Origin of the sequence: Paraburkholderia sp. UCT70, from assembly GCF_050434085.1 — a bacterium.
Classification (GTDB): Bacteria; Pseudomonadota; Gammaproteobacteria; order Burkholderiales; family Burkholderiaceae; genus Paraburkholderia; species Paraburkholderia tuberum.
Map to the genome: position 1 here is coordinate 3,516,519 of NZ_JBNPVZ010000004.1, position 25,945 is coordinate 3,542,463.

The window sequence follows — 25,945 nt, forward strand, 5'->3', positions numbered from 1 at the left end:
GGCGCGGCGTTGCGCGCGCGACTGAACGAATCTCCTCCAGACTGCTCACCATGCCTCAGCCATCGCAACCGAACGACGCGTACTACGCGCACTACCAGTCGCTGCGTTTGCAGCGTCATCCGCACGGCGTGCTCGAAGTCGTGATGAGCGGCGAGGGCGCGAATAAAAGCGGCCTCGCGACCGCGAACGCACGCATGCATTACGAGCTCGCGGAAATCTGGCGCGACATCGATCGCGATCCCGATACGCGCGTCGCGATCATTCGCGGCGAGGGCAAAGGCTTTTCGGCCGGCGGCGATCTGCAACTCGTCGAGGACATGGCGAACGATTTCGAGGTGCGCACGCGTGTGTGGCGCGAAGCGCGCGATCTCGTCTACAACGTGATCAACTGCGGCAAGCCGATCGTGTCGGCGATGCACGGGCCCGCGGTCGGCGCGGGGCTCGTCGCGGGGCTGCTCGCCGATATCTCGATCGCGGCGAAGACGGCCCGCATCATCGACGGACACACGCGCCTCGGCGTCGCCGCTGGCGATCATGCGGCGATCGTCTGGCCGCTCTTGTGCGGCATGGCGAAGGCGAAGTACTACCTGCTGCTGTGCGAGCCGGTGAGCGGCGAGGAGGCGGAGCGCATCGGGCTCGTGTCGCTGGCCGTCGACGAAAGCGATCTGCTGCCGAAGGCGTTCGAAGTCGCGCGCAAGCTGGCCGACGGTTCGCAGACCGCCATCCGCTGGACCAAGTACGCGTTGAACAACTGGCTGCGCACGGCGGGGCCGGCGTTCGATACGTCGCTCGCGCTGGAATTCATGGGCTTCGCGGGGCCCGACGTGCGCGAGGGCCTGAGCTCGTTGCGCGAGCGGCGCGCGCCCGATTTTGGCGCGGGCGGTCCACGTAACGACGAACGATCGTGATGTCATACCCCACACGGTATGATCGAATCGACGCGCGCGGCATCGCGCGCTCCACCTATCATCCAGCACCGAGGCGACAACCATGACCGACACCACTGGCTCCGCGCCGCCATTTCCCGGCTTCCCCGGTTTTCCGCCCGCTGAAATGCTCGATCGCATGTGGAGCATGATTCGGCTGTCGCCGTTCGGCGCCGCCATGACGGGCGCGCAGCCGGGTGGGGGCACGAGTCCGTCGCTGTCGATGATGTCCGACATGATGGCGCCGCTCACGAGCGTCGAGGAGCTCGACAAGCGCATCACCGACATGCGCGCGGTCGAGCAATGGCTGAAGCTGAATCTGAGCATGCTGCAGTCGGCGATCCAGGCGCTCGAAGTGCAACGTGCGACGCTCGCGACGCTGCGCGCGTTCGGCGCGTTCGCGCAATCGTCGATGTCGCAGGCGGCGGCTGCTGCGTCGGGTGCCGCCGCGAGTGACGCGCCGAACACCGCCTCGAGCCCCGCCCCGGCGCGGAGTTGGACGAAGCCGGCCGAGCCCACGCCCGAAAGCGCCACGCAGGCCGACAGCGACGAAGAGGAAGCGCCCGCGGCGCCCGGCTTCGATGCGTCCGCGTGGTGGAATCTGCTGCAATCGCAGTTCAACCAGATCGCGCAGTTCGCAATGACGCAGCCGTCCGTCGCGGTCGCCGCGGCGGGCGGGGGCACGCAGGGCAAGCCGGAACCGTCGAAGGCGGCGGATGCGTCGGGCGCCGATGCGTCGGGCGCCGCCGCGCAAAACGCGAAGCCCGCCGTCAAACGGCCGGCGGCGAAGCGCGCCGCGCCGTCGGCCAAACGCGCGGCCGGAACGAGCGCGGCAACGCCGAAAAAGTCGACGTGAGCCGGAAGGCGCGCCGGGAATCAGTGGCCGATGATGAAGGCGACTGATCGGCTGCGTTTTTCCCTATTCCAGCGCCGGCGGTTTCCGCCCGCGCGGATCGCCGACTTTATTGAGAGAAGTCAATACCACCGTGCGCTCGCGCCGCTTCTGTCACGGGTTTCGTGGGAGGCGCGTGCTATGATTGTGTAAGCTTGATCTGGCTTTGGGGCGTGCGCCGAAAACAACCAATCCCGCCGCCCTCGCGTCATTCGCCGCCGGCGCTACCGGTGCAGGGCTGGACGGTGCGGTTGTCGACCCAGACTGGCTCGACCTCAGGCAAAGGGTATCCCTCCCCCACGGTTGGCCACGGCGCCTGATTCACGCTTCAGGCGGCAATACCAAGCCCGGACTTCTTTGCTGCCCGATGCTTCTGGGCGGCTGATTAACGCGTAAAATTGAATGCTTGGCCGATAAACGGCACGTCCGTTCGTCGTAGGTAAAAACGGCTACACGTAGCAGCAACAGACACACACAGTATGTGCAGAACAGGGGTGGGACTATGAACACCATGCTTTATCCGGAACTTTATAAATCGCTCGAATCCGTTCGATGGGACATGGAGAAGGACATTCCCTGGGACAAATTCGATGCATCGCTGTTGACCGACGAGCAAGCCGCGACGATCAAGATGAACGCGATCACCGAATGGTCGGCGTTGCCCGCCACGGAAATGTTTCTGCGTGACAATCATCACGACAGCGATTTCTCCGCATTCATGAGCGTGTGGTTCTTCGAGGAGCAGAAGCACTCGCTGGTGTTGATGGAATACCTGCGCCGCTTCAAGCCGGAACTGGTCCCGACCGAAGAGGAACTGCACGCAGTGCGCTTCGAGTTCGATCCCGCACCGCCGCTCGAAACGCTGATGTTGCACTTCTGCGGCGAAATCCGCCTGAATCACTGGTATCGCCGCGCCGCCGAATGGCATACCGAGCCAGTCATCAAGCACATCTACGAAACTATCTCGCGCGACGAAGCGCGCCACGGCGGTGCGTATCTGCGCTACATGAAGAAGGCGATGGCGCAAACCGGCGACATCGCGCGTGCCGCGTTTGCGAAGATAGGCGTGCTGATGGCGTCGGCGCGTCGCACCGAAAAGCCGCTGCACCCCACCAACCTGCACGTGAACCAGGCGCTGTTCCCGCGCGACACGATCCAGTCGCGTCTGCCGGATCCGGAATGGCTCGAGCGCTGGCTCGACGAGCAGATCCGTTTCGACGACGGCTGGGAAAAGAAGGTCATCGAACGCATTCTGCACAACCTGTCGCTGCTGTTCGAACGCACGTTCAACACCGCGCAGGAACTGAACCGTTATCGCAAGGAAGTGGTCGCGCGTCTGCAAGCCGCTGAACAAAACCCGGCGCAGCAGCAGCCGGCGTAACGACTCAGGCGGTTTCAGCACCGTATCAAACGGCGGTCCGGCAAGCGTCAGCTTGCCGGACCGTTTTGCTTCGAACCGTCCAGCGTGTATCGTGACGGCACCTGGCATTCCTGTTCCCGTAACTCCCCAACTCCCAGATTCCCCAACTCTGTGACCGTGCGATGACCGCCATCTTTGAACGCAAGATTCTGACGCGCGATGCCCTGGTGAAGCTTCGTCCTTCGCTGCGCGCGCCCGTCGTGTTTACGAACGGCGTGTTCGATATCCTGCATCGTGGTCACGTGACTTATCTGGCCGACGCAAAGGCGTTGGGCGCGTGCCTGATCGTTGGTGTCAATAGCGACGCGTCGGTGCGGATGCTCGGCAAAGGCGACGACCGGCCGATCAACAACGAGGCCGACCGCATGGCCTTGCTAGCGGCGCTGGAAAGCGTCGATTACGTGGTGGGCTTCGGCGAGAAGACGCCGGTCGAGCTGATTTCCGCGCTGCGCCCGGACGTGCTCGTGAAGGGCGGCGACTACGACATGGACGCGCTGCCCGAATCGGCGCTCGTGCGCGGTTGGGGCGGCAAGGCGCTCGCGATTGCGTTCGAGCACGAGCGCTCGACGACCGCGCTGTTGAAGAAGGTGCGGACGCAGGGTTGATGCCGCCCGTTACCGCAAAACGCGCGGCGCACTGCTGAACTTCTAACCGACCGCGTCGCTCACCTGACTACTGCGGCAACTCCGATGTCGAAATCGGCGCCTGCGGCGCGGGTCCGCCGACCACCGCCTGGTCGGCCGCATCGGCGGCGCTGATCGGCCGCACCTTCAGCCAGTCCGGATGAATCTGGCGGTTCAGATGATTCGGCTCGCGTCCGCTGGCGGTGGGTGTGGGGCCGAAGGCGCCAAGCAGCGCGACGAAAGCCAGCACGTTGACAACAATCAGAATGGCGATCGGCCAGCGAAGCATTGTGGGTGTTTCCAATTCAGAAAGAAGTTGAGCCTGGGGCGTGCGGGAAAAACTCGGGTTCGGAAAATGGGCGGCGAATTGCGCGCAACGCAGGCGCACGTTCTACATCACGCGCCACCCGGTCGCGAATCAAACGTTAGCCACGGCAGGCAATCAGCCGCTTTGCCGCGCCGTATCCTCGGCTGCGATCAGCGCAAGCCCTGACAGCACCAGCGAATCGTGGCGAGTATGCGGCACTTTCAGGGCGCTCGCCACTTCGTCGGCGGCGCCGCCGCTGACCACGAGACGCACCGGCACCTGCCACTCATCCTGCAGGTCCCGCCACATCCGCTCGATCAATCCGGCCTGCGCCAGCGTGCAGCCCGCCGACAGCGAGCGCGGCGTATCCGTTGCGAAGAACGGCCCGCGACGGCCCGCGCCGGTGGTATCGGCGGCGTCGAGCAGACCGCGCGCGCGCGCGGCGTCGAGCGTCGGCAGTTGCGCGGTGTGCTCACCGAGCGAGCGCATCATCAGCGTCCAGCCCGGCGCAATCAATCCGCCGATAAATTCGCCATCGGCGCGCAAGGCCTCGAGCGTCGTCGCGGTGCCGAAGGTCGCGAGCAGCAGATGCTCGCCGGGAAAGGTCGCGTGCGCGCCGATCATGCCGGCCCAGCGGTCGCTGCCGAGCGAGTCCGGTGTCGTGTAGCAATTGGTCACGCCGCATCGACGAGCACTTGCGCGGATCGTCGCGAGCGGCAGTCGCGGCCAGTGCGCGTCGACCAGCGCCGCGATGTGCGTCGCGACCTCCGCGCCCGCGACGTTGGAGAGCCACGCGCCGCATGGCGCCGGCCAGTCAGTCCAACCGGGTTGCGCACCCGACCGCGCGCGTGGCCCGGCAAGGTCGTCATGCGCGAGCGCGCCGCCCGCCAACTGCGTCCCATCGGGCTGCACCAGCGCCCACTTGATCCGGCTATTGCCCGCGTCGATCAGCAGATATGGCGCGCGCTGCCTCATGCGACACCGTGGGCGAGGCGCAGCGACACGTCGCCGGTCGCGATGCTCTGGCGGCCCTCAGCCGTATCGAGCAGCAACTGGCCACGCTCGTCCACGCCCGCCGCCACGCCGCGCGCGAGTTCCTGGCCTTGTTCGAGCAGCACGACGTCGCGGCCCGCGTAAGCATGCACCGCGTTCCAGCGCGGCTGGAACGGCGCGAAGCCTTCGGCGCCGAAGCGCTGCAGCATCGGTTCGAGCGCGTTCAATTCGGCTGCCAGCGTATCGGTCAGATTCGCGTTCGGCAGCGCGCGTTGCAACGCGGTCGGCACGGTGCCGAGCGCCTGCGGCGGTACCTGGGCGTTCAGCGCGCCCACCTTCGCCGCGAGTTGGTCGGCGCCTTTCACGTTGGTGCCGATGCCGATCACGACCGCGCTCGCGTCGTCGGTGCTCCACGCGGTTTCGATCAGGATGCCGGCGAGCTTGTCGCCTTCGAGCAGCACGTCGTTCGGCCACTTCAGCGCGATCTGTCCGGGACCGGCGACCGGCAGCGAGCGCAGCCCGTCGACGAGCGCGACGCCCACCGCGAGACTCAAGCCCACGAGCCCTTCGAGCGGTCGCGGCAAGACGCACGCGACCGAAAACAGCAGCGCGTTGCCGGGCTCCGCGTACCACGGCCGCCCACGGCGGCCGCGCCCAGCGGTCTGCAGATACGCGACGCGCACGATCGGCCGCGGCAGCGCGTTCGCGCGGCGCGGCAGGGCTTTCACGTGGGTCATCAAGTCGGCGTTGGTCGAGCCGGTTTCTTCGACGATTTCGATTGGCCAGTCATGCGCATGCGCGCCGAACAGCTTGACCGCGCGTTCGCGGTCGATGCGCCAGTCGGTCGAAGCCGACGACGAGGCTGGTGCCGCGCTTGTCGCTGCGGACGGGGAGGCGGGAGTCTTGGAGGCATTCATGTCCCATATTGTAGCCACAGCAAACCCGCCCGGGACTCGAATGCGCAGCGGTGAACGGCGACGCCGGTCGATGTGCATCAGTGCGGACCGGCGGCCGAGCCTTCGTTACAATGGCCGCTAATCCGATAACCAGATTCACGCGATCCTTGAACAACGACACTCCGCCCGGCCTTGAAGTCGCGGCCGGCAGCCAAGGCAAGATCGTCCGTCTCTCGGGCCAGTGGACGGCGCTCGCGCTCGCGCGCGATCGCGACACCGGGCACGTGATTCCGCAGCTGCGTTCGCTGACCGGCGCGCAGGGCATCGGCGAGTGGGACCTGTCGCGCGTCGACAGGATGGACCACGTCGGCGGCCAGGCGCTGTGGCGCGTGTGGGGCCGCAAGATGCCGCCGGGCACCGCGCTCACGGACACGCAGCGCGACATCTTCGAGCGCATCGCGCTGCTCGACACGGTGCGCGAGAGCGCCGAGCCGGTGACGCGCCTCGATCCCTTTACGCGTCTCGGCCTCGGGCTCTTTTCTTTCGTCGAGCACATGCAGGGCGGCGTCGCGATGCTCGGGCGCTTCGTGCTCGATCTGCTCGCGATCGTACGCAAGCCGAAACTCACGCCGTGGACCGAAATCTCCGCGAACATCTACAACGCCGGCGCCCGCGCGCTGCCGATCACCGCGCTGGTCGCGTTCCTGATCGGCATCGTGTTGAGCTATCTGTCGGCACAGCAATTGCGCATCTTTGGCGCGAACCAGTTCATCGTCAATATTCTCGGCCTCGCGGTGATTCGCGAACTCGGCCCGGTGCTGTCGGCGATTCTGGTGGCGGGCCGCTCGGGCTCGGCGATCACCGCGCAGATCGGCGTGATGCGCGTGACCGAGGAGCTCGACGCGATGCGCGTAATGGGCATCCCGCACGGCCTGCGGCTGATCCTGCCGCGCGTGATCGCACTGGCCGTCGCGATGCCGCTGCTCGTGATGTGGACCAACGTGGTCTCGTTAACGGGCGGCGCGCTCGCCGCGAAGCTCGTGCTCGGCATCGACATGAGCTTCTTCGCGCGCCAGCTGCCGAACGTCGTGCCGATCGCGAACCTGTGGATCGGGCTTGGCAAGGGCGCGGTATTCGGCATGCTGATCGCGCTCGCCGGCTGTCATTTCGGCTTCCGTATCAAAGCCAATTCGCAGAGTCTCGGCGAAGGCACGACGACCTCGGTGGTCACGTCGATCACCATCGTGATTCTCGCGGACGCGGTGTTCGCGATCCTCTTTCAAAACGAGGGGCTAGGATGATCGCGCCACTCACCGAAGCCGTACGCGGCCAACCCGTACCGTCGATCGCCGAGCCGGTGATCGAGGTGATCGACATCACCAAGCGCTACGGCCGCAACATCGTGCATCAGCATCTGAGCCTCGACGTGCGGCGCGGCGAGATCGTGTCGATCGTCGGCGGCTCGGGCTCGGGCAAAACCACGCTGGTGCGGCAGATTCTCGGCCTCGAGCGCCCGTCGAGGGGCACGATCAAGCTGTTCGGCGAAGACCTCGCGACGATCTCGCCCGACACCGCGCTGCTGATGCGCAGCCGCTCCGGCATGCTGTTCCAGCGCGGCGCGCTGTTCTCGTCGCTGTCCGTGTTCGACAACGTCGCGCAACCGGTGCGCGAGCTCGGCAAGGTGCCCGAAGACCTGCTGCGCGACATCGTGATGCTGAAGCTCGAAATGGTCGGGCTGCCGTGCAAGCACGCGTCGAAGATGCCATCGGCGCTGTCGGGCGGCATGATCAAGCGGGTTGGCATCGCGCGCGCGATCGCGCTCGAACCCGAACTGCTGTTCCTCGACGAACCGACCGCCGGCCTCGACCCCGAGGCGTCCGACGAATTCGTCGAGCTGATCTCAGGCCTGCATCGCGCGCTCGGTCTGACTGTCGTGATGATCACGCACGATCTCGATACGATGGTCGCACTGTCGACACGCGTGGCCGTGCTTGCCGATCGCAAAGTGCTCGTCAACGCGCCGGTCGAGGAGGCCGCGGGCGTCGACCATCCGTTCATCCACGAATATTTCCTCGGCCTGCGCGGGCGCCGCGCGCTGCAGGCGCTGCCACCCGAGCGCCGCGCGAAGCTGCCGCAGGCGGCGCTCGAGCCGGCGTCGTCCGAGTTGCCGCTATGAGGCCGGCCGCCATGAACCGGGCCGCTACGAACCAGGAAGACTGACAATGGAAAACAAAGCGCATGCGTTCTGGGCCGGGCTCTTCACGGTCGTGCTGACGGCGGCGATCGCGCTGGCGGCGTATCTGTTCAACGTCGACCGCACCGTGCGGGTGCCGTACGACCTGATCGCGCGCACCAACGTGAACGGCCTCTTTGCGGACGCGGCGGTGCGCTTTCGCGGGCTCGACGTCGGCCGTGTGCAGTCGATCAAGTTCGATCCGACACATCCGGGGCAGATCCTGATCCGCATCATGGTCGACGAGCACGCGCCGATCACGCATTCGACGTTCGGCAGCCTCGGCTTGCAGGGCGTGACCGGCATCGCGTTCATCCAGCTCGACGATACCGGGCGCGATCCGACGCCGCTGCCGTCGTCGGCGCAACGGGTCGCGCAATTACCGATGCGCCCGGGTCTGTTCGACCAGTTGCAGCAACGCGGCGAGGTGCTGCTGCGCAAGCTCGAAAAAGTGACCGACAACGTGAACGACATGCTGTCGCCGGAAATGGTCGCGCAGCTGCACGACACGGCGGCGAGCATCGCGCAGGCGGCCTCGGGCGTCGCGACGCTGACTCGTGACATGGCGCCGGTCACCAAGAAGCTGCCCGGCACGATCGACCAGCTGGACCGCACGCTCGCGTCGACCAACCAGATGATCACGAACCTGAACCGTCCGGACGGGCCCCTCGAGCGCAATCTGAACAAGGTCGGCACGGCCGCGCAGCAGGCGGGCGATGCGCTCACGCAGATGAACACGTCGCTGCAGGACCTGTCCGCGCAGGTCGGCTTCCAGACGCTGCCGCGCGTCAATTCGCTGACCGAGGACGTGCGCGCGGCGGCGCAATCGATCGACCGCGCCGCCGACACCTTCAGCACCAATCCGCGCAGCGTGCTGTTTGGCGCGCCGCGCCCGGCGCCGGGTCCGGGCGAGGCCGGCTTCGCGTGGCCCGCCGCCACTGCGCCCGCAGCTCACTAAATCCGCAGGCTAGAACAGAGGAAGATGCCCATGTCACGCTCGATTGACCGACTGTTGTCCTCGCGCGCCGCGCTCGCGGCGCTGCTCGCGTTCGGCGTGCTGGCGGCGGGCTGCGCGGGCACGTCCGCGGTAGTGTCGGACATCCGCTACGACTTCGGGCCGCCGCCGCAGGCCGCCGCGGCGAGCCGGCTGCCGGCCGTCAAGGTGCTGGAGGTCAGCGCGCCGTCCGTGCTCGAATCCGACCGGCTGACTTATCGGCTGAGCTACGCCGACGCGCAGCAGACAGCCGCCTACGCCAGCAGCCACTGGACGATGATGCCGTCGCAACTGCTGACGCAGCGCCTGCGCAACGCGCTGAGCGAGCGGGGCACCGTGCTGACGGGCGCGGACGGCGTGACCGCGCCGGTGCTGCGGGTCGATCTGACCGAGTTCGAGCAGGTGTTCGACAGCCAGACGGACAGCCACGGCGCGATCACCGCGCGCGCGACGCTGATGCAGGGCGGCAAGGTGATCGGCCAGCAGACCTTCGTCGCGCACGCGCCCGCGCATTCGGCGGATGCGGCCGGCGGCGCACGGGCGCTCGCCGCGGCCAGCGACGACCTCGTCGCGCAGATCACCACGTGGCTCGGCTCGCAGGCGCTGGTCGCCGCGCAATGACGGGCGGGCAGCGCACGCAACGGAGCGCTGCATGAGCGAACGCCCCTGGCTGCGCCGCCCGTCGACGCTGGCCCGTCAGGCGCTGCTGCTTTACACGGCGCTGATCGTCTACGGGTCGTGGTATCCGTTCTCGGGCTGGCGCTCGCTCGGCATCGCGCCGGTCGCCTATCTGTTCGAGCCGATGCCGCAGTACCTGACGGCGTTCGACGTCGTCACCAACGTGCTCGGCTATATGCCGTTCGGCGCGCTGGTGGTGCTCGCGGTGTACCCGCGTTGGCGCGGCACGCTGGCCGTCGCACTCGCGTTCGTGTTGGGCGGTCTGCTGTCAGGCACGATGGAAGCCGTGCAGACCTATCTGCCAACACGCGTCGCCTCCAATCTCGACCTCGCCGCCAACACGCTGGGCGCGCTCGTCGGCGGGGCGATGATGTCGCCGTTGACCGGCGCGCTGCTCGACCGCGGCCTGCTCAGGTGTTTGCGGTTGCTGTGGTTCGAGCGCGGCCATGCGACGCTCGCCTGCCTCGTCGCCGCGTGGCCGTTTGCGACGATGTATCCGTCGCCGCGTCTGTTCGGTCTCGGCAACTGGCCGCGCGCGCTGTGGCTGAGCGTCGATCCGGCCACCCAGGACGCGCTGCTCTCGTGGACGCCGTCCGCGTGGCATGTCGGCGCATGGCCGGCGGCGGCCGCCGCGTGGCTGGACGACGACACATGGGAAGCGCTGATCACGGCGCTAAACCTGTTCGCGGCGCTCGCGCTTGCATCGCTGCCGGCGCGCCGTCATGCGCCACGCGTGCGCCTGCTGTTCGTGTTCATCGTCGCGACCTTGTGCGTGAAGGCCGGCGCGACGTTCCTGCAATCGCAATCGGGCCTCGCGTTCGACTGGGCGACGCCCGGCGCGCTAATCGGACTCGTGTGCGGCACCATCGCGGCGTTCGTCGCGCTGCCGCTGCGGCGGCGGTTGCGTGCGACGCTCGCCGGGGTCGCGCTGGTCGTCGCACTCGTGTTCGTCAATCTGCTGCCGGTGAACCCGTATTTCGACGCCGTGCTCGCCGACTGGCGGCAGGGACGCTATCTGCATTTCAACGGGCTCGCGCGCTGGCTCGCATGGATATGGCCCTATGCGGCGCTGGTGTGGCTCGCGTTCGCGGTCGAGCGGGCGTGGCTCAAGCGGCGCGCGAGGCGGGCGTGACGTGCCTGCGCGCCGGCCGCCAGGTCCCGACGCCTGCACAGCCCGGTGGCTATAATCGTCCGCACCGCCATTGCACTTCCTTTCAGGCTCGCCTCCCGAACATCATGGATTCCTTCTACAAGCACCACGTTTTCTTCTGTCTGAATCAGCGCGACCCCGGCGCCGAGCGTCCGAGCTGCGCGAACTGCAACGCACAGGCGATGCAGGAATACGCGAAAAAACGCGTGAAGCAACTCGGCCTCGCCGGGCCCGGCCAGGTGCGCATCAACAAGGCCGGCTGCCTCGATCGCTGCGAACTGGGCCCGACGCTCGTCGTGTATCCCGAGGCGGTCTGGTACACCTACGTCGACGAGAGCGACATCGACGAGATCGTCGAATCGCATCTTGCGAACGGCAAGATCGTCGAGCGTCTGAAGATCGATCAATAACGCGAACCACAAAACGATCCATCCCGATGAACGTCAACACGAAGAAGTATCTGATCGACGGCCCGGTCGGCAAGATCGAGGTCGCGCTGGACCTGCCCGACGGCGTGCGCGAAAAAGGCGCCGCGCCACGCGGCATCGCGCTCGTCGCGCATCCGCATCCTCTGTTTGGCGGCACGATGGACAACAAGGTCGCGCAGACCCTCGCGCGCACGCTCGTGCAGCTGAACTACGTCACTTACCGGTCGAATTTCCGCGGCGTCGGCCAGACCCAGGGCGAGCACGACGCGGGCGTCGGCGAGCGCGACGATCTGCGCGCGGTGCTCGAGCACATGCGCGCCGATCCGGACTACGGCGATCTGCCGCTCGTATTGGCGGGCTTTTCGTTCGGCACCGTGGTGCTGTCGCACGTCGCGGCGAAGCTGCGCGATGAAGGCCGGGAAATCGAGCGCATCGTGTTCGTCGGTACCGCGGCGAGCCGCTGGGACGTCGCACCCGTGCCCGAAAGCACACTCGTGATCCACGGCGAAGTCGACGAGACCGTTCCCGTCCAGTCCGTGTTCGACTGGGCGCGGCCGCAGGAACTGCCGGTCGTCGTGATTCCGGGCGCCGAGCACTTTTTGCATCGCAAGCTTCACATCCTGAAGCGGATCATCGTCGACGCCTGGCGCTGAAAACGCGCGACGCGAATTTTGCGGGGGACAGGTGCGCGCAAACGTGTGCAAATCGACGACACGCGCGCGAAGCTGACCAGGTAGCGCGCGTATAATGGGCGCTCTTTTTTTGGGCACAGCGCCGCCCAGCCGGCAGAATCGCGCGCCGCGGAATCATTTCGCGGGAGGGCGCGGCCGGGTGCGCAGCGCTGCGCTCGCGAACCGATTGCGTCGCCATCAGTCCAACGGGCGCCCGCCGTTTTACGGCCAGATGCCCCGCCGACCGGCTCCCCCAACTCCGCGCGCTGTCGCGCAACGTATCTTTCTGCACGAATCGACCCTATGCGTTTCTCCTCCTCTGGCCGCACGTCATTCCCGTCACTCGCTTCTTTCGTTCCCGCTTCGCTCAATCGCGCCATCGCCGTCGGCCTCGTGCTGCCGGCCACGCTCGTCGCCAGCACCGCGTTCGCGCAGGTGCCGCCGCCGGGCGTCAACGCGCGATCGTGGGTGCTCGTCGACGCGACCAGCAACCAGGTGCTCGCATCCGCCAATGCCGACGAGCGCGTCGAGCCGGCGTCGTTGACCAAGCTGATGACCGCGTATCTCGTGTTCGAAGCGCTCAACACGAAGAAGATCACGATGGATCAGAGCATCGAGCCGAGCGAAGCCGTGCGGCGCGTGCGCAACGACGAATCGCGCATGTTCATCGAGGCGCTCAAGCCGGTGACCGTGCACGACCTCGTGTACGGCATGATCGTGCAGTCGGGCAACGACGCGGCGATCGCGCTCGCCGAACTGGTGGGCGGCAGCGAGGCGCAGTTCGTCGACATGATGAACAAGGAGGCGCAGAAGCTCGGCATGACGCACACGCATTTCGCCGACGTGAACGGCATGCCCGACCCGCAGCACTACACCACGGCGGGCGATCTCGCGATCCTGTCGGCGCGCCTGATCCGCGACTATCCGGACTACTACAACATCTTCTCGGTCAAGGAATTCACGTACAACAAGATCAAGCAGCCGAACCGCAACCGTCTGCTGTGGATCGACCCGACCGTCGACGGTCTGAAGACCGGTCACACGCAAGGGGCCGGCTACTGCCTGATCGCGAGCGCGAAGCGTCCGCTGCCGGGCACGACCGACGCGTCGCGCCGTCTCGTCTCGGTGATGATGGGCGAGACCAAGGAGCACGACCGCGTGCAGGACAGCCTGAAGATGCTGAACTACGGCTACACCGCCTACGACACGACGCGTCTGTACAAGGCGAACCAGGTCGTGGCCACGCCGCGCGTCTACAAGGGTTCGCAGGACAGCGTGCAGGTTGGCGTGAAAAGCGACCAGTACATCACGCTGCCAAAGGGCGCCGCCGACAAGGCGAAGCCGCAGATCGAACTCAACGATCCGCTCGTCGCGCCGATCGCAAACGGCCAGCAGATCGGCACCGCCAAGCTCGTCGCCGACGGCAAGGTGCTCGCGCAATTCCCGGTGGTCGCGCTGCAGCCGGTGCAGCAAGCCGGTGTGGTGGGCCGCGTGTGGGATTCGCTGATGCTGATGTTCAACAAGAAAAAATAAGGGCTACGTCGCAATGACCGTTGTCTCCGGGGTTTCGCCGGACCCGATCGTTCATCTGAACGGCGAACTGGTGCCGTTGTCCGAAGCGCGCGTGCCGGTGCTCGACCGCGGCTTCATTTTCGGCGACGGCATTTACGAAGTGGCGCCGTTGTACGCGCACGCGAGCGGACGGCGCACCGCGTTTCGTCTGAAGCAGCATCTGGCGCGTCTCGCGCGCTCGGTCGGCAAGATCGGCATCGCCAATCCGCTCGACGACGCTGGCTGGCGCGAGCTGATCGGACGCGTGGCCGAGGCCAACGAAACGGACGGCGGCTTGCGTGCCGATCAGGACGCGATCGCATACATCCAGGTCACGCGTGGCGTCGCGAAGCGCGCTCACGCATTTCCGGCCGGCGTGAAGCCGACCGTGTTCGTGATGGTCACCGCGCTGAACCTGCCCGCCGCCGCGCAGCGCGCAAGCGGTGTCCCGTGCGTGAGCGCCGAGGATCGTCGCTGGCTCAATTGCGACATCAAGTCGGTATCGCTGCTCGGCAACGTGCTGATGGCGCAATACGCGGCCGAAAACGACGCCTTCGAGACGCTGCAGTTCCGCGATGGTTTGCTGACCGAAGGGTCGTCGTCGAACGTGTGGATCGTGAAGGATGGCGTGCTGGCCGCGCCGCCGCGCAGCAACAGGATTCTCGAAGGGATCCGCTATGGGCTCATCGAGGAGCTGACGGCCGAATGCGGTATCCGCTTCGAGGCGCGCGACATCACCGAAGCTGAAGTGCGCGCGGCCGATGAAATCATCGTCAGCTCGGCGACCAGGGAAGTGCTGCCGGTCACGCGGCTCGATGGCGCGCCGGTCGGCACGGGCCGCCCGGGCGCGGTGTTTGCGGAGCTGTATGCGGCGTATCAGCGAGCCAAGGCGGCTGAAGCCGCCGCGGCGGAAGAAGGAGTAGAGAATGAATCCCGAGAACGACTCACTGTTTGAATTCCCCTGCGATTTCCCGATCAAGATCATGGGCAAATCGCACCCCGAGTTTGCCGCGACGATCGTCGAAGTGGTGCGCGTGTTCGATACCGAGGTCGATGCGTCGCGCGTCGAGACGCGGCCGTCGAGCAGCGGCACCTACACGGGGCTGACCGTCCACGTGCGGGCGACGAGCCGCGCGCATCTCGACGACATCTATCGCGCGCTGACCGGCCATCCGATGGTCAAGGTCGTGCTGTAACACCGCGCGGTTTTTCACCTTACGGCGCGACGCGCAACGCGTCCGCCGTCACTCCCTGCGCCGCCAGGCGCGCGCTCGCCGCGGGACCCGCCTCGCAGGCGAGATCGAACAGCAGCCTGAAGCGCGCCACCTCGTCGAACACCCAGTCGCGAAACGCCTTGACCCGCGCGGTCCCCAGCATCTGCGGCAGGCAGACCAAATAGTATTGCCACGGGCTCGGTCCATCCACATCAAAGAGCCGCACGAGCCGGCCCGCCGCGATCTCGTGCATCGCGAGCGAGCGGCGCGTCAGCGCGACCCCCTGGCCGTCGACGGCCGCCTGCAACAGATTCGACGAATCCTGATACAGCACGCCGCGCTTCGGCTCCGGCCAGTCGGCGAGGCCGGCGGCGTCGAACCATGGGCGCCATAGCTCGTCGTCGGAGCGCAGCAGCGGGACTTTGGCGAGATCGGCCGGGGTTTGCGGCAGCTTGCCGCCGTTGAAGTTGGGCGAGCAGGCGGGGAAGAAAATCTCGTCGAGCAGCAGTTCGGCGTGCAGCCCCGGATATTTGCCGAAGCCGAAACGGATCGCGACGTCGACGTCGTCGCGCGCGAAGTCCGTCAGCGCATTGGTGGTCAGCAACTCGAGATCCCACTGCGGATTTGCCTCGATAAAGCTGCCGATGCGCGGCGTCACCCAGCGGGCCGCGAACGACGACAGCATCGATATCACGAGGCGCCGCTCGCGGTCGCCGGCACGGATCGCGCGAGTCGCGTCGGCGAGCTCCATCAACGCGGCGCGCACCTGGGTGGCGTAGCGGCGGCCGGTTTCGGTGAGGCGCACGCGCTTGCCGTCGCGCGCGAACAGCGACACGCCGAGCTCGGCCTCGAGCGCGCGGATCTGGTGGCTGACCGCGCCGTGCGTGACGAACAACTCGTCGGCGGCGCGCGAAAAGCTCTCGTGGCGGGCGGCGGCTTCGAACGCCTTGATCGCGTTCAGGGCGGGGAGTTGACGCAGGTCCATCGCAATATTTCTCACATAGACGTGAAAATTGATCGTTTTGCCCAAGTCCTTGCTGCACCTAGGATTCTAGTCATTAAACGATTTTTGGCGAGGGCCTCATGCGAGAAATCTCCTCTAGCATTGCATATGAAATCCGCACTGGCGACACGCTGCCGCTGAAGGTCGCGCGCAGCACGAAGTTGCGCGTGCATGGCGGCGCGGTGTGGGTCACGCGCAGCGACGACACGAAGGACTACTGGCTGCAGCCCGGGCAGACGCTGCATCTGCGGCGCGGCGAGCGGCTCTGGCTCAGCGCCGAGGGCGCCACGTTCGCGAAGGTTACGTTCTCGGTGCCGACGCGCTGCGACGAGCGCGCGCTGAACTGGCTCGCTCGCATCGGCGAGCGCTGGATGATGCGTGTGCGCGGCGGCTGGCGCACCGTTTGACGGTGGCGCGGCGCAAAAGCCGTGCATGACGACGGAGCCGGCAGCGTACTGGCCCCGGCTGTGCAGGTTCCCGGTGGCCTCGGGCGCGGTTTCCGAGATTTCGGTAAACTCCCGGAATCATGTGCGCCACCCCGGTCTCTCCGTCTCCTCTACCTGCCATCGAGCCGCCCATGCTGCGCTGGCTCGGCCGCGAACTCTACGAAGCCAGTTTCGACGCGATGCGCGCCTTCACCGACGCCCGCACCGCTGACACCGCCGACGAAATCTGGCTCGTCGAACATCCGCCCGTCTTCACGCTCGGCCAGGCCGGCGATCCGGCGCACCTGCTCGCGGCAGACAGCAACATTCCACTCGTCAAGGTCGACCGCGGCGGGCAGATCACGTATCACGGGCCCGGCCAGGTGGTCGCATATCTGCTGCTCGACCTGCGTCGGCGCAAGCTGATGGTGCGCGAGCTGGTCACCCGGATCGAGCAGGCCGTGATCGACACCCTCGCGGCGTATAATCTCGCCGGAGAACGCAAGGCGGGCGCCCCCGGCATCTACGTGGCGCCCGGGCCCGACGCCGGGCTCCATGCCGGCGCCAAGATCGCGGCGCTTGGCCTGAAAATCCGCAACGGCTGCAGCTATCACGGCGTGAGTCTGAATGTGCACATGGACCTGCGGCCGTTTCTCGCGATCAATCCATGCGGCTACGCGGGGCTCGAAACAGTCGACATGGCGACGCTCGGCGTCGCCGCCGGCTGGGACGACGTGGCCCGTACCCTCGCAGCAAGTCTCACCGCAAACCTCGACGGCAATCCCGCAGCCGTCGCCCAACCGCAGGCCGGTGCGCTCACCGCCTGACTGGATCGAACGAATGACTGACGTAACCGCGAATTCCGCAGCAGCCGCCCCCGCGCCCGAAGGCGTGCCGGCCCCCGCCGCCTACGACGCTACCGCGAAGCAGAAAGCGCAAGCCAAGACCGCGCGCATCCCGATCAAGGTCGTCCCGATCGAAAAGCTGAAGAAACCGGACTGGATCCGCGTCAAGGCGGCCACCGGCAATTCGCGCTTCTACGAGATCAAGCAGATCCTGCGCGAGCACAATCTTCACACGGTGTGTGAAGAGGCGAGCTGCCCGAACATCGGCGAATGTTTCGGCAAGGGCACCGCGACCTTCATGATCATGGGCGACAAGTGCACGCGCCGCTGCCCGTTCTGCGATGTCGGCCACGGCCGTCCCGACCCGCTCGACGCCGACGAACCGACCAACCTCGCGCGCACCATCGCTGCGCTGAAGTTGAAGTACGTGGTGATCACCAGCGTCGACCGTGATGATCTGCGCGACGGTGGCGCGGCGCACTTCGTCGAATGTATCCGTCAGACGCGCGAGCTGTCGCCGCAAACGCGTATCGAAATCCTGACGCCGGACTTTCGTGGCCGCCTCGACCGCGCGCTCGGCATCCTGAACGCCGCGCCGCCCGACGTGATGAACCACAACCTCGAAACGGTGCCGCGTCTGTACAAGGAAGCGCGCCCGGGGTCGGATTACGCGCATTCGCTGAAGCTGCTGAAGGACTTCAAGGCGCTGCATCCGCACGTCGCGACCAAGTCCGGCCTGATGGTCGGCCTCGGCGAAACCGAAGAGGAAATCCTGCAAGTGATGCGCGATCTGCGCGAGCACGACGTCGACATGCTGACGATCGGCCAGTACCTGCAGCCGTCGGAGCACCATCTGCCGGTCCGCGCTTACGTGAATCCGGACACCTTCAAGATGTACGAGGAAGAGGCGTACAAGATGGGCTTCACGCACGCCGCAGTGGGCGCGATGGTTCGTTCGAGCTATCACGCCGACGTGCAGGCGCATGGAGCCGGCGTGGTCTGACGCGCTGGCGCCTCGCCGCTGTTGCCTCGCTTCACGCCCGCAGAAACGAAAAGCCCGCCGATGTGCGGGCTTTTTTCATAGACCGCTCTTCTATCAGCAAGGAAACGACACGTGGCAACCCCGATGGATCGCGAGACCTCCGCACAATGGCCTTATCCGCGGCTGATCGCGCACCGCTGCGGCGGTACGCTCGCGCCGGAAAACACCTTGGCCGGTTTCGACGCCTGCGTGCGCTACGGCTATCGCATGGTCGAATTCGACGCGAAGCTGTCCGCCGACAACGCGCTGTTCCTGCTGCATGACGACACGCTCGATCGCACGACCAACGGCCACGGGCAGGCGGCCACGCACACATGGCAGCAACTCGCCGCTCTGGATGCCGGCGCGTGGCGCGGCGCGGAGTTCGCCGGCACGCGGCTGCCGACGCTGGCTGACGCGGCCGAGCGTTGCGCGCGCGACGGCATCGCGGCGAACATCGAGATCAAGCCGTGTCCGGGCCGCGAAGTCATCACCGGCGCACTGGTCGCCCAAGGCGCGCTCGAGCTTTGGCAAGGGCAGACGCCGCCGCTGTTGTCGTCGTTTTCGTTCGACGCGCTCGCCGTCGCGCGCGATGCCGCGCCGTCGCTGCCGCGCGGCATGCTGTTCGAGCGGGTGCCGGCGGACTGGCTGCGCATCGTGCACGAACTCGACTGCGTCTCGCTGCACGCGAGCCACCGCTATCTGAGCGAACCGCTGGTCGCGCAGATCCGCGCGGCCGGGCTGCGCGTGCTCGCCTACACGGTGAACGATCCGGCGCGCGCGCGGTTGCTCGAAGAATGGGGCGTCGACATGATCTGCACGGACCGGATCGATCTGTTGACGTGACGTTGCGCTCGCAAGCTCCGTACAAACCCCTGCGGGTTTCCCCGCAAACGCGCGCGCACCGAATTCCGGATTCCCCGACAGCGCTCGTCCGGATTTCCGGAAACCCGGACGGCGCACGCCGAGCTGTGCCGGAAAACCCATAAAAATCAAGGCTTCCAGTCTGAAATCAAACTGGCATCGACCTTGCAAAAGAAAGCGCGTGGCCGCCACGGCCCGACAAAAAAGCAAGGAGACAAAATGTCCGATTTCCCTTCCCGGTATTTCTGAATTCGTCGTCTTTGCAGCGGTCCGCTAACGTGCGCCCGCGCGACGACGTTTCGTTCGCGTGTCGCGCGTCGCGGCGGGTCATCAGCTCATATCCCTCGCAGGAACCATCGTGAAGAAACCTATCCATAAAGTGCTGTACGTCCAGGTGATCGTGGCGATCATCGTCGGCATCGTACTCGGGCATTTCTACCCGAACCTCGCCATCGACATGAAGCCGCTCGGCGATGGCTTCATCAAGCTGATCAAGATGGTGATCGGGCCGATCATCTTCTGCACGGTCGTGACGGGCATCGCCGGCATGGAGGACATGAAGAAGGTTGGACGCGTCGGCGGCAAGGCGCTGTTGTACTTCGAAATCGTCTCAACCTTCGCGCTGGTGCTCGGCCTCGCCGCCACGCACCTGCTGCGACCCGGCGCCGGCTTCAACGTCGATCCGGCCTCGCTCGATGGCCGCGCGGTTGCGTCGTATGCCGCGAAGGCGCACGGCCAGTCGACGGTCGACTTCTTCATGCACATCATTCCGGACACGCTGTCGTCGGCGTTCGCGCAGGGTGAGATCCTGCAGATCCTGTTGATCGCGCTGCTGTTCGGCGCCGTGCTCGCGACGGCCGGTGAGAAGGGCAAGCCGGTGACCAACTTCATCGAAGGGCTCTCGCACATCCTGTTCGGCATGGTGCGCATCATCACGAAGCTCGCGCCGATCGGCGCGTTCGGCGCGATGGCCTTCACGATCGGCAAGTACGGCATCGGCTCGCTGCTGCCGATGCTCAAGCTGGTCGGCACGTTCTATCTGACCTCGATCGTGTTCGTGGTGGTCGTGCTCGGCGCGATCGCGCGGGCGGTGGGCTTCAACATCCTGCGTTTCGTCGCATACATCAAGGAAGAGATGCTGATCGTGCTCGGCACGAGCTCGTCCGAAGCCGCGCTGCCGCAGTTGATGCTGAAACTCGAAAAGCTCGGCTGCTCGCGCTCGGTGGTGGGCCTCGTGGTGCCGACCGGCTACTCGTTCAACCTCGACGGCACCAACATCTACATGACGATGGGGCGGTGCTGTTCATCGCTCAGGCGACCAACACCGACCTCACGTGGGGCCAGCAGCTGACGCTGCTCGCGGTGACGATGCTGACCTCGAAGGGTGCGAGCGGCGTGACCGGCGCGGGCTTCATCACGCTCGCGGCGACGCTGGCCGTGGTGCCGACGATTCCGCTGTCGGGCATGGTGCTGATCCTTGGCATCGACCGCTTCATGAGCGAGTGCCGCGCGCTGACGAACATCGTCGGCAACGGTGTCGCGACGGTCGTCGTGTCGGCCTGGGAAAAGGAGCTCGATCGCAGCAAGCTGAACAAGGTGCTGCGCGGCGAGGTGGCGGTCAAAGAGCCGGCCGGCGTTTGAGTCGCGCCTCGCCAACCCTGTCGTGACCAGCGCGGACGCTTGAGCATGAAACCGGCGTCCGCGCGACCTTCCGAGGCGTCTGCCGGCGAGACCGCCGGCAAAAATCGCGGCCCAGCCCGCGACTCGTCTGGCGGCGACGCCTTGCCGCCCTATGCCACAATGTCCGATGCACATCGATCGGACTTTGCCAACGTGACCCGCCGCCTGCTGATTCTCTTCGCGCTCGCAGCCGGGCTCGCGGCGGCATGCTGGCTCACCTACAGCCTTGCGTGGAAAAGCGGTGTCGACACGCTGCGGCGCAACGCCGCCGTGCGCGCCGAGCGCACCGCGAGCGCCCTCAAGAGCACGCTCGAACGCTACGAATCGCTGCCGTATCTGCTCGCCGAGCATCCGATCGTGCAGGACGTGCTGATCGATCCGAATCCCGCCAACGTCAAGCGCGCGAATGTCTATCTCGAAGACCTGAACCGCCACGCGCGCGCGACGGTCACCTACATCATTTCGCTCGACGGCTACTGCATCGCCGCCAGCAACTGGCGCGGGCCGGGCAGCTTCGTCGGCGCGGGCTATCAGTTCCGGCCGTATTTCGTCGATGCAATGAAAGGCGGCGTCGGCCGCTTCTTCGGCATCGGCACGATTTCGCAGGCGCCCGGCTACTACATCTCGCAGCCGGTGCGGCGCGACGGCAAGATCGTCGGTGTGGCAGTCGTCAAGCTCGATCTCGAATGGTTTCAGGGCGTGGACGCGTCCGAGCCGCTCGTCGTCACCGACGATCATGGCGTGATCTTCCTGTCGTCGGTGCCGGCATGGAAGTACCACACGATTCGGCCGCTGCCCGGCCAGATCGCCGATTCGATCTACCAGGCTCGCCAGTACGCACAGCAGCCGATCGAGCCGCTACCGGTGACGGTCGAGCGCATGCTCGAAGGCAATGCGCAGATCCTGCGCATCGGCGGCGGGCGCTCCGCGCCGCGCTTCCTCGCGTCACGTCACGCCATGGGCGAGCCGGACTGGCATCTGATCACGATGTCGCCAGTCGATCCGGTCGATGCCGACGCGCGCAAGGCGACCATCGTCACCGGCTTCGGCTATGTGTCGCTGGTGCTGCTCGCGTTCTACTGGCGCATGCGGCGCGCGCGTGTGCGCGAAATGATGCGCAGCCGCGCGCTGCTGCAGAAGGCCTATGCCGAGCTGAACCAGCGCGTCGCCGAGCGCACCGCCGATCTGTCCGAGGCGAACGAGCAGTTGCACAAGGAAGTCGCCGAGCGTACACGCGCCGAGCAGGAACTGCGCGCCGCACAAGACGAACTGATCCAGGCGAGCAAGCTGGCCGCGCTCGGTCAGATGGCGGCCGGCATCACGCATGAGCTGAACCAGCCGCTCGCCGCGCTGCGCAGTTTTTCCGATAACACGCGCGTGTTGCTCGAACGCGGCGATCAGGCATCGGCGCGCGAGAATCTCGAAGCGATCGCGGCGCTCACCGAGCGCATGGGCAAGATCACGAACCAGCTGAAGCTGTTCGTCGGCCGCGCGCGGCCGCGCAGCGCGCGCGCGTCGATCGTGCGGGCCCTGCGCAACGTCGTCGCGTTGCTGCAAAAGCGCCTGCAGGGCGTCGAACTCGAGTTCGTGCTGATCGATACCGCGGCCGACACCGACACCGACACCGACACCGACACCGACGCCGCCGCTGCGGCAGGCAGCGCGCGCACGCCGCTGAATCTCGCCGACGATCATCCGGAGCTGGTCGCGAATTGCGACGATCTGCGGCTCGAACAGGTGCTGATCAACCTGCTCGGCAACGCGCTCGACGCAACCGCCGGCATCAACCCGCCGCGTATCACGGTCGAGGTGGCGGCCGGCGTCGCGAACCTGTCGATCGCGGTCGGCGACAACGGCCCCGGCATTCCCGACGACGTGTTGCCGCACCTGTTCGAACCGTTTTTCACGACGAAGGAAATGGGCCAGGGGCTCGGCCTTGGCCTCGCGATTTCATCGTCGATCGCGCGCGATTGCGGCGGCTCGCTCGTCGCGCGCAACGCGCCGCACGGTGGCGCATCATTCGTGTTGACGCTGCGTCGCGCGCGCGTGCAGACCAGCCCCTCGCACGATCCGCTGACCGCGGGCTCCTGATTTCACCCCGAAGCATCACCCCGGAACACGCAATGCAAGACGGCCTGCAAGTGCTGTATATCGAAGACGAGGAACTGGTGCGCCGCGCGAGCGTGCAGAGCCTGCAACTGGCGGGCTTCGACGTGGTCGGCCATGCGTCGGTCGAGGCCGCGGCGAAGCTGATCAGCGCGGACTTCTCCGGCGTGATCGTCAGCGATATCCGGCTGCCCGGCGCGAGCGGTCTCGACCTGCTCGCGCAGTGCCACGAGCGCGCGCCCGACGTGCCGGTGATTCTGGTCACCGGCCACGGCGATATCTCGATGGCCGTGCAGGCGATGCGCGACGGTGCCTACGACTTCATCGAAAAGCCGTTCGCGTCCGAGCGGCTGATCGAAACCGTGCGGCGCGCGCTGGAGCGCCGCAAGCTCGTGCTCGAAAACCTCGCGCTGCGCCGTGAGCTGGCCGGGCAGAACGCGGTCGCCCCGCGCATCATCGGCCGCAGTCCGGCGATCGAGCAGGTGCGGCGGCTGATCGCCAACGTCGCGCCGACCGATGCGTCCGTCCTGATCAACGGTGATACCGGCGCGGGCAAGGAGCTGATCGCGCGCAGCCTGCACGAGCTGTCGCCGCGGCGTGACAAGCCGTTCATCGCAGTGAACTGCGGCGCGCTGCCCGAGCCGATGTTCGAATCGGAGATGTTCGGCTACGAGCCGGGCGCGTTCACCGGCGCGGCCAAACGGCGGATCGGCAAGCTCGAACATGCGTCGGGCGGCACGCTGTTTCTCGACGAGATCGAGAGCATGCCGCTCGCGCTGCAGGTCAAGCTGCTGCGCGTGCTGCAGGACGGCGTGCTGGAACGGCTCGGCTCGAATCAGCCGATTCGCGTCAATTGCCGCGTGGTCGCGGCTGCAAAAGGCGACATGGCCGAGCACGTCGCGGATGGCTCGTTCCGGCGCGATCTGCTGTACCGGCTCAACGTGGTGACGATCGCGCTGCCGCCTTTGAGCGAGCGTCGCGAGGACATCGTGCCGCTGTTCGAGCATTTCCTGCTCGATGCTGCCGTCCGTTATCAGCGGCCGGCGCCGATGCTCACCGATCGCCAACGTGCGAGTCTGATGCAGCGAGACTGGCCGGGCAACGTGCGCGAGCTGCGTAATGCCGCCGACCGCTTCGTGCTCGGCATCGCCGACGAACCGGTGCTGTCGTTCGGCGAAGACGGCGGGGCTACCCATCCGCTGAAGGAACGTGTCGAGCAGTTCGAGCGCGCGATGATCGCCGAGGCGTTGGAGGAGGCGGGGGGTGTGGTCGCGGTCGCGGCGGACCGGCTGCAGCTCGGCAAGGCGACGCTCTACGAGAAGATCAAGCGATATGGCCTTGCGGCCAAAGGGGAAGGGGAGCGGTGAGGAGGCGGACGCCGGCGGCGGGAGGTTGCGCCGGCGCGTGGGGTTGTGCCGGCTTAAGCCGCGCCAGCCTTCAGCGCTTTCGCGAGCAACTGGTCGAGTTCCGCGAACTGCGGCTCGCCGACATAGCGCTTCAGGATCTTGCCGTCTTTATCGACGACGAAGGTGGTCGGCGTGAGCTGCACGTTGCCGAACCGCTTGGCGGCCGAGCCGTCGTCCATCGCGACCTTGAACGGCAGCTGACGCGTCTGCGTGTAATTGGTCACGTACATCGGCGCGTCGTAGTTCATTGCCACCGCGACGAATTCGAGGCCCTGGCCCTTGAAGCGGTTATAGGTCTCGACCATCTGCGGCATTTCCTTCATGCAGGTGTCGCAACTCGTTGCCCAGAAGTTGACCAGATAAACCTTGCCTTTGAGGTCCGCGGTCGTGAGCTTCTGTCCCGATAGCAGCGTGAAGGTCGCATCGGGTACGCGCTGCTGGCCGGCAAACGCGAAGTAACCGGCGACGGCGAGCGCAATGGCCACGGCCACCGCAATCAGATAGCGAAGCGGGTTCGTGCGCCGGACGGCGGTCGGTGAATTGGAACTCATGGACGGAACCTCGTGAGTCGCGCGCGGCGCGGAACAATGGGGCGGTGTGGTGGCCCGCGGGCCGGTACTGAAAAGCTTTTCCATTGTAGCTCCAATGGGTTCGGCTGCGCTCCGCGCGTCGGCCCGGCAGTCGATCAGCGGATAATGGCGCTTTACGCTCCGAGAAGCCCGATCTTTCGTCCCATGCTCCGAACCGTTCTTCGCGTCTGCTCTTTAGTTGCCCGCGTTTCTTGCCGTTTTCCGTTGATCAGCCGATTGTCCGCCCGCCGTGCGGGCGTCTTCCAACCGGCGGGCCTATTTCTCCGCGCATTCACGCGATCCTGTCACGCTCGAACCGTGATCGGCGCGGCGTCGGCCGCGTTGGCGCTCGGCGTTGCGCTCAGCGCCTGCTCACCGACCTTCGACTGGCGCACCGTGATGAACAACGACAAGGGCTACACGGTCGACTTCCCAGCCAAGCCGGGCAACGATCAGCGCGCGGTGCAGATCGGCGGCACACCGATGCAGATGGCAATGCAGACCGCCGAAGCGGGCAATGCGGTCTTTGCGGTCGGCACCGTGATGCTGCCCGACGACAGCGACGCGACCCAGCGTGCCGCACTCGATTTCCTGCGCGCGGGACTGGCGCGCAATGTCGGCGCGACGCCCGATGCTCACTCAGCGCAAATCCCACTGGCGGCGGGCGGCAAGATACCGGGGCTGGAAATGACGGTGAGCGGCGCGGCGGGCGCCAAACACGAGACGCGCACGGTGTATGCGCGGCTCGTCGCGCGCGGCCGGCACGTGTACCAGGCGGCGATCATCGCCGATCAACCGCTGCCGCAAGACCAGGTCGACCAGTTTTTTTCGTCGTTCCAGCTGTACTAAATGCGGTATTTTTGGCCGATCGGGCGCACCTCAGAGTGCCGAACGCAGTGAAAGTTCCTTCGCAGGTTTGTACGCTAATTGCCGGTTTACGTTGAGATTTTTGGGTTACGCGCACAGCCTGTGGATAACTCTGTTGAGAAGTCGGCATCAATGGCCGCAAAAGCCCATCAGGCGGGCCTTCCGGCAAATTCCACAGGCGTA

General features: G+C 66.2%; 26 protein-coding genes and 1 pseudogene. 22 read left to right on the plus strand and 5 right to left on the minus strand.

Annotation, left to right across the window (positions count from 1 at the left end; translation table 11 throughout):
* Positions 1–50: 50 nt before the first annotated feature.
* From OKW41_RS41940 to rfaE2, 4 genes are all read left to right on the plus strand, one after another.
* On the plus strand, positions 51–908 hold the full coding sequence (locus tag OKW41_RS41940) for an enoyl-CoA hydratase/isomerase family protein (protein ID WP_429576075.1): 858 nt from the start codon (positions 51–53) through the stop codon (positions 906–908).
* Positions 909–990: 82 nt separating this feature from the next.
* Positions 991–1,782, plus strand: coding sequence for a PhaM family polyhydroxyalkanoate granule multifunctional regulatory protein (locus tag OKW41_RS41945; protein ID WP_429576076.1), 792 nt, complete (start codon positions 991–993; stop codon positions 1,780–1,782).
* A gap of 538 nt (positions 1,783–2,320) precedes the next feature.
* On the plus strand, positions 2,321–3,199 hold the full coding sequence (locus OKW41_RS41950; RefSeq protein WP_184026492.1) for a ferritin-like domain-containing protein: 879 nt from the start codon (positions 2,321–2,323) through the stop codon (positions 3,197–3,199).
* Between the two features lie 161 nt (positions 3,200–3,360).
* On the plus strand, positions 3,361–3,843 hold the full coding sequence (rfaE2, locus tag OKW41_RS41955; protein ID WP_429453407.1) for a D-glycero-beta-D-manno-heptose 1-phosphate adenylyltransferase: 483 nt from the start codon (positions 3,361–3,363) through the stop codon (positions 3,841–3,843).
* A gap of 67 nt (positions 3,844–3,910) precedes the next feature.
* Here rfaE2 and OKW41_RS41960 read toward each other — a convergent pair whose 3' ends face one another.
* The 3 genes from OKW41_RS41960 to OKW41_RS41970 form a co-directional block, all read right to left on the minus strand.
* The gene (locus tag OKW41_RS41960) at positions 3,911–4,150 is read right to left on the minus strand and encodes a hypothetical protein (protein WP_429576557.1); all 240 of its coding nucleotides are present in this window, start codon (positions 4,148–4,150) and stop codon (positions 3,911–3,913) included.
* 153 nt (positions 4,151–4,303) lie between these two features.
* Positions 4,304–5,143 (minus strand): type III pantothenate kinase, encoded by an 840-nt coding sequence (locus tag OKW41_RS41965; protein WP_429576077.1) that lies wholly within the window; start codon positions 5,141–5,143, stop codon positions 4,304–4,306.
* Complete coding sequence (locus OKW41_RS41970) at positions 5,140–6,078, minus strand: biotin--[acetyl-CoA-carboxylase] ligase (RefSeq protein ID WP_429576078.1); 939 nt, start codon at positions 6,076–6,078, stop codon at positions 5,140–5,142. The genes OKW41_RS41965 and OKW41_RS41970 overlap by 4 nt, the downstream gene beginning before the upstream one ends.
* 146 nt (positions 6,079–6,224) lie before the next feature.
* Here OKW41_RS41970 and OKW41_RS41975 point away from each other — a divergent pair, with 146 nt between their 5' ends.
* The 10 genes from OKW41_RS41975 to OKW41_RS42020 all read left to right on the plus strand — a co-directional run bounded on the left by OKW41_RS41975 (position 6,225) and on the right by OKW41_RS42020 (position 14,958).
* The gene (locus OKW41_RS41975) at positions 6,225–7,358 is read left to right on the plus strand and encodes an MlaE family ABC transporter permease (RefSeq protein WP_429453401.1); all 1,134 of its coding nucleotides are present in this window, start codon (positions 6,225–6,227) and stop codon (positions 7,356–7,358) included.
* Positions 7,355–8,233, plus strand: coding sequence for an ABC transporter ATP-binding protein (locus tag OKW41_RS41980; RefSeq protein ID WP_018419267.1), 879 nt, complete (start codon positions 7,355–7,357; stop codon positions 8,231–8,233). Before OKW41_RS41975 ends, OKW41_RS41980 begins: the two co-directional genes overlap by 4 nt.
* Positions 8,234–8,279: 46 nt before the next feature.
* The gene (locus OKW41_RS41985) at positions 8,280–9,248 is read left to right on the plus strand and encodes an MlaD family protein (protein ID WP_429576079.1); all 969 of its coding nucleotides are present in this window, start codon (positions 8,280–8,282) and stop codon (positions 9,246–9,248) included.
* A gap of 30 nt (positions 9,249–9,278) precedes the next feature.
* Positions 9,279–9,905 (plus strand): ABC-type transport auxiliary lipoprotein family protein, encoded by a 627-nt coding sequence (locus OKW41_RS41990; RefSeq protein WP_429576080.1) that lies wholly within the window; start codon positions 9,279–9,281, stop codon positions 9,903–9,905.
* Between the two features lie 31 nt (positions 9,906–9,936).
* On the plus strand, positions 9,937–11,094 hold the full coding sequence (locus OKW41_RS41995) for a VanZ family protein (RefSeq protein ID WP_429576081.1): 1,158 nt from the start codon (positions 9,937–9,939) through the stop codon (positions 11,092–11,094).
* A gap of 104 nt (positions 11,095–11,198) precedes the next feature.
* Positions 11,199–11,522, plus strand: a complete 324-nt coding sequence (locus OKW41_RS42000) for a (2Fe-2S) ferredoxin domain-containing protein (protein WP_018419271.1) — start codon at positions 11,199–11,201, stop codon at positions 11,520–11,522.
* A 26-nt stretch (positions 11,523–11,548) separates the two neighbouring features.
* On the plus strand, positions 11,549–12,193 hold the full coding sequence (locus OKW41_RS42005) for an alpha/beta hydrolase (RefSeq protein ID WP_090802833.1): 645 nt from the start codon (positions 11,549–11,551) through the stop codon (positions 12,191–12,193).
* Positions 12,194–12,514: 321 nt separating this feature from the next.
* Positions 12,515–13,744 carry a D-alanyl-D-alanine carboxypeptidase family protein gene (locus OKW41_RS42010; RefSeq protein ID WP_429576082.1) on the plus strand — a complete coding sequence of 410 codons (1,230 nt, stop codon included), beginning with the start codon at positions 12,515–12,517 and terminating at the stop codon, positions 13,742–13,744.
* A gap of 13 nt (positions 13,745–13,757) precedes the next feature.
* Complete coding sequence (locus OKW41_RS42015) at positions 13,758–14,717, plus strand: D-amino acid aminotransferase (protein ID WP_429576083.1); 960 nt, start codon at positions 13,758–13,760, stop codon at positions 14,715–14,717.
* Complete coding sequence (locus tag OKW41_RS42020) at positions 14,689–14,958, plus strand: DUF493 family protein (RefSeq protein WP_018419275.1); 270 nt, start codon at positions 14,689–14,691, stop codon at positions 14,956–14,958. The genes OKW41_RS42015 and OKW41_RS42020 overlap by 29 nt, the downstream gene beginning before the upstream one ends.
* 19 nt (positions 14,959–14,977) lie before the next feature.
* Here OKW41_RS42020 and OKW41_RS42025 read toward each other — a convergent pair whose 3' ends face one another.
* Complete coding sequence (locus tag OKW41_RS42025) at positions 14,978–15,961, minus strand: transcriptional regulator GcvA (protein WP_429576084.1); 984 nt, start codon at positions 15,959–15,961, stop codon at positions 14,978–14,980.
* A gap of 98 nt (positions 15,962–16,059) precedes the next feature.
* On the opposite strand from OKW41_RS42025, the gene OKW41_RS42030 reads away from it, so the two are divergent.
* The 7 genes and pseudogenes from OKW41_RS42030 (at position 16,060) to OKW41_RS42060 (ending at position 24,287) form a co-directional block, all read left to right on the plus strand.
* Complete coding sequence (locus OKW41_RS42030) at positions 16,060–16,386, plus strand: DUF2917 domain-containing protein (RefSeq protein WP_184002639.1); 327 nt, start codon at positions 16,060–16,062, stop codon at positions 16,384–16,386.
* 119 nt (positions 16,387–16,505) lie between these two features.
* Entirely contained in the window at positions 16,506–17,231 is a 726-nt protein-coding gene (gene lipB, locus OKW41_RS42035) for a lipoyl(octanoyl) transferase LipB (protein ID WP_429576085.1), read from the plus strand.
* A gap of 13 nt (positions 17,232–17,244) precedes the next feature.
* Complete coding sequence (lipA, locus tag OKW41_RS42040) at positions 17,245–18,252, plus strand: lipoyl synthase (RefSeq protein WP_429576086.1); 1,008 nt, start codon at positions 17,245–17,247, stop codon at positions 18,250–18,252.
* A 111-nt stretch (positions 18,253–18,363) separates the two neighbouring features.
* Positions 18,364–19,116 carry a glycerophosphodiester phosphodiesterase gene (ugpQ, locus tag OKW41_RS42045; protein WP_429576087.1) on the plus strand — a complete coding sequence of 251 codons (753 nt, stop codon included), beginning with the start codon at positions 18,364–18,366 and terminating at the stop codon, positions 19,114–19,116.
* A gap of 373 nt (positions 19,117–19,489) precedes the next feature.
* Positions 19,490–20,775 (plus strand): annotated as a pseudogene (locus OKW41_RS42050) (dicarboxylate/amino acid:cation symporter).
* A gap of 45 nt (positions 20,776–20,820) precedes the next feature.
* Positions 20,821–22,905: a sensor histidine kinase gene (locus OKW41_RS42055; RefSeq protein ID WP_429576088.1), complete on the plus strand. Its 2,085-nt coding sequence runs from the start codon at positions 20,821–20,823 to the stop codon at positions 22,903–22,905.
* Positions 22,906–22,937: 32 nt separating this feature from the next.
* Positions 22,938–24,287 carry a sigma-54-dependent transcriptional regulator gene (locus OKW41_RS42060; protein WP_429576089.1) on the plus strand — a complete coding sequence of 450 codons (1,350 nt, stop codon included), beginning with the start codon at positions 22,938–22,940 and terminating at the stop codon, positions 24,285–24,287.
* Positions 24,288–24,340: 53 nt separating this feature from the next.
* Here OKW41_RS42060 and OKW41_RS42065 read toward each other — a convergent pair whose 3' ends face one another.
* Positions 24,341–24,877, minus strand: a complete 537-nt coding sequence (locus OKW41_RS42065) for a TlpA disulfide reductase family protein (RefSeq protein WP_184026536.1) — start codon at positions 24,875–24,877, stop codon at positions 24,341–24,343.
* 183 nt (positions 24,878–25,060) lie between these two features.
* Between OKW41_RS42065 and OKW41_RS42070 the strand changes: the two genes are divergently transcribed.
* Complete coding sequence (locus tag OKW41_RS42070) at positions 25,061–25,744, plus strand: hypothetical protein (RefSeq protein WP_429576090.1); 684 nt, start codon at positions 25,061–25,063, stop codon at positions 25,742–25,744.
* Positions 25,745–25,945: the final 201 nt, after the last annotated feature.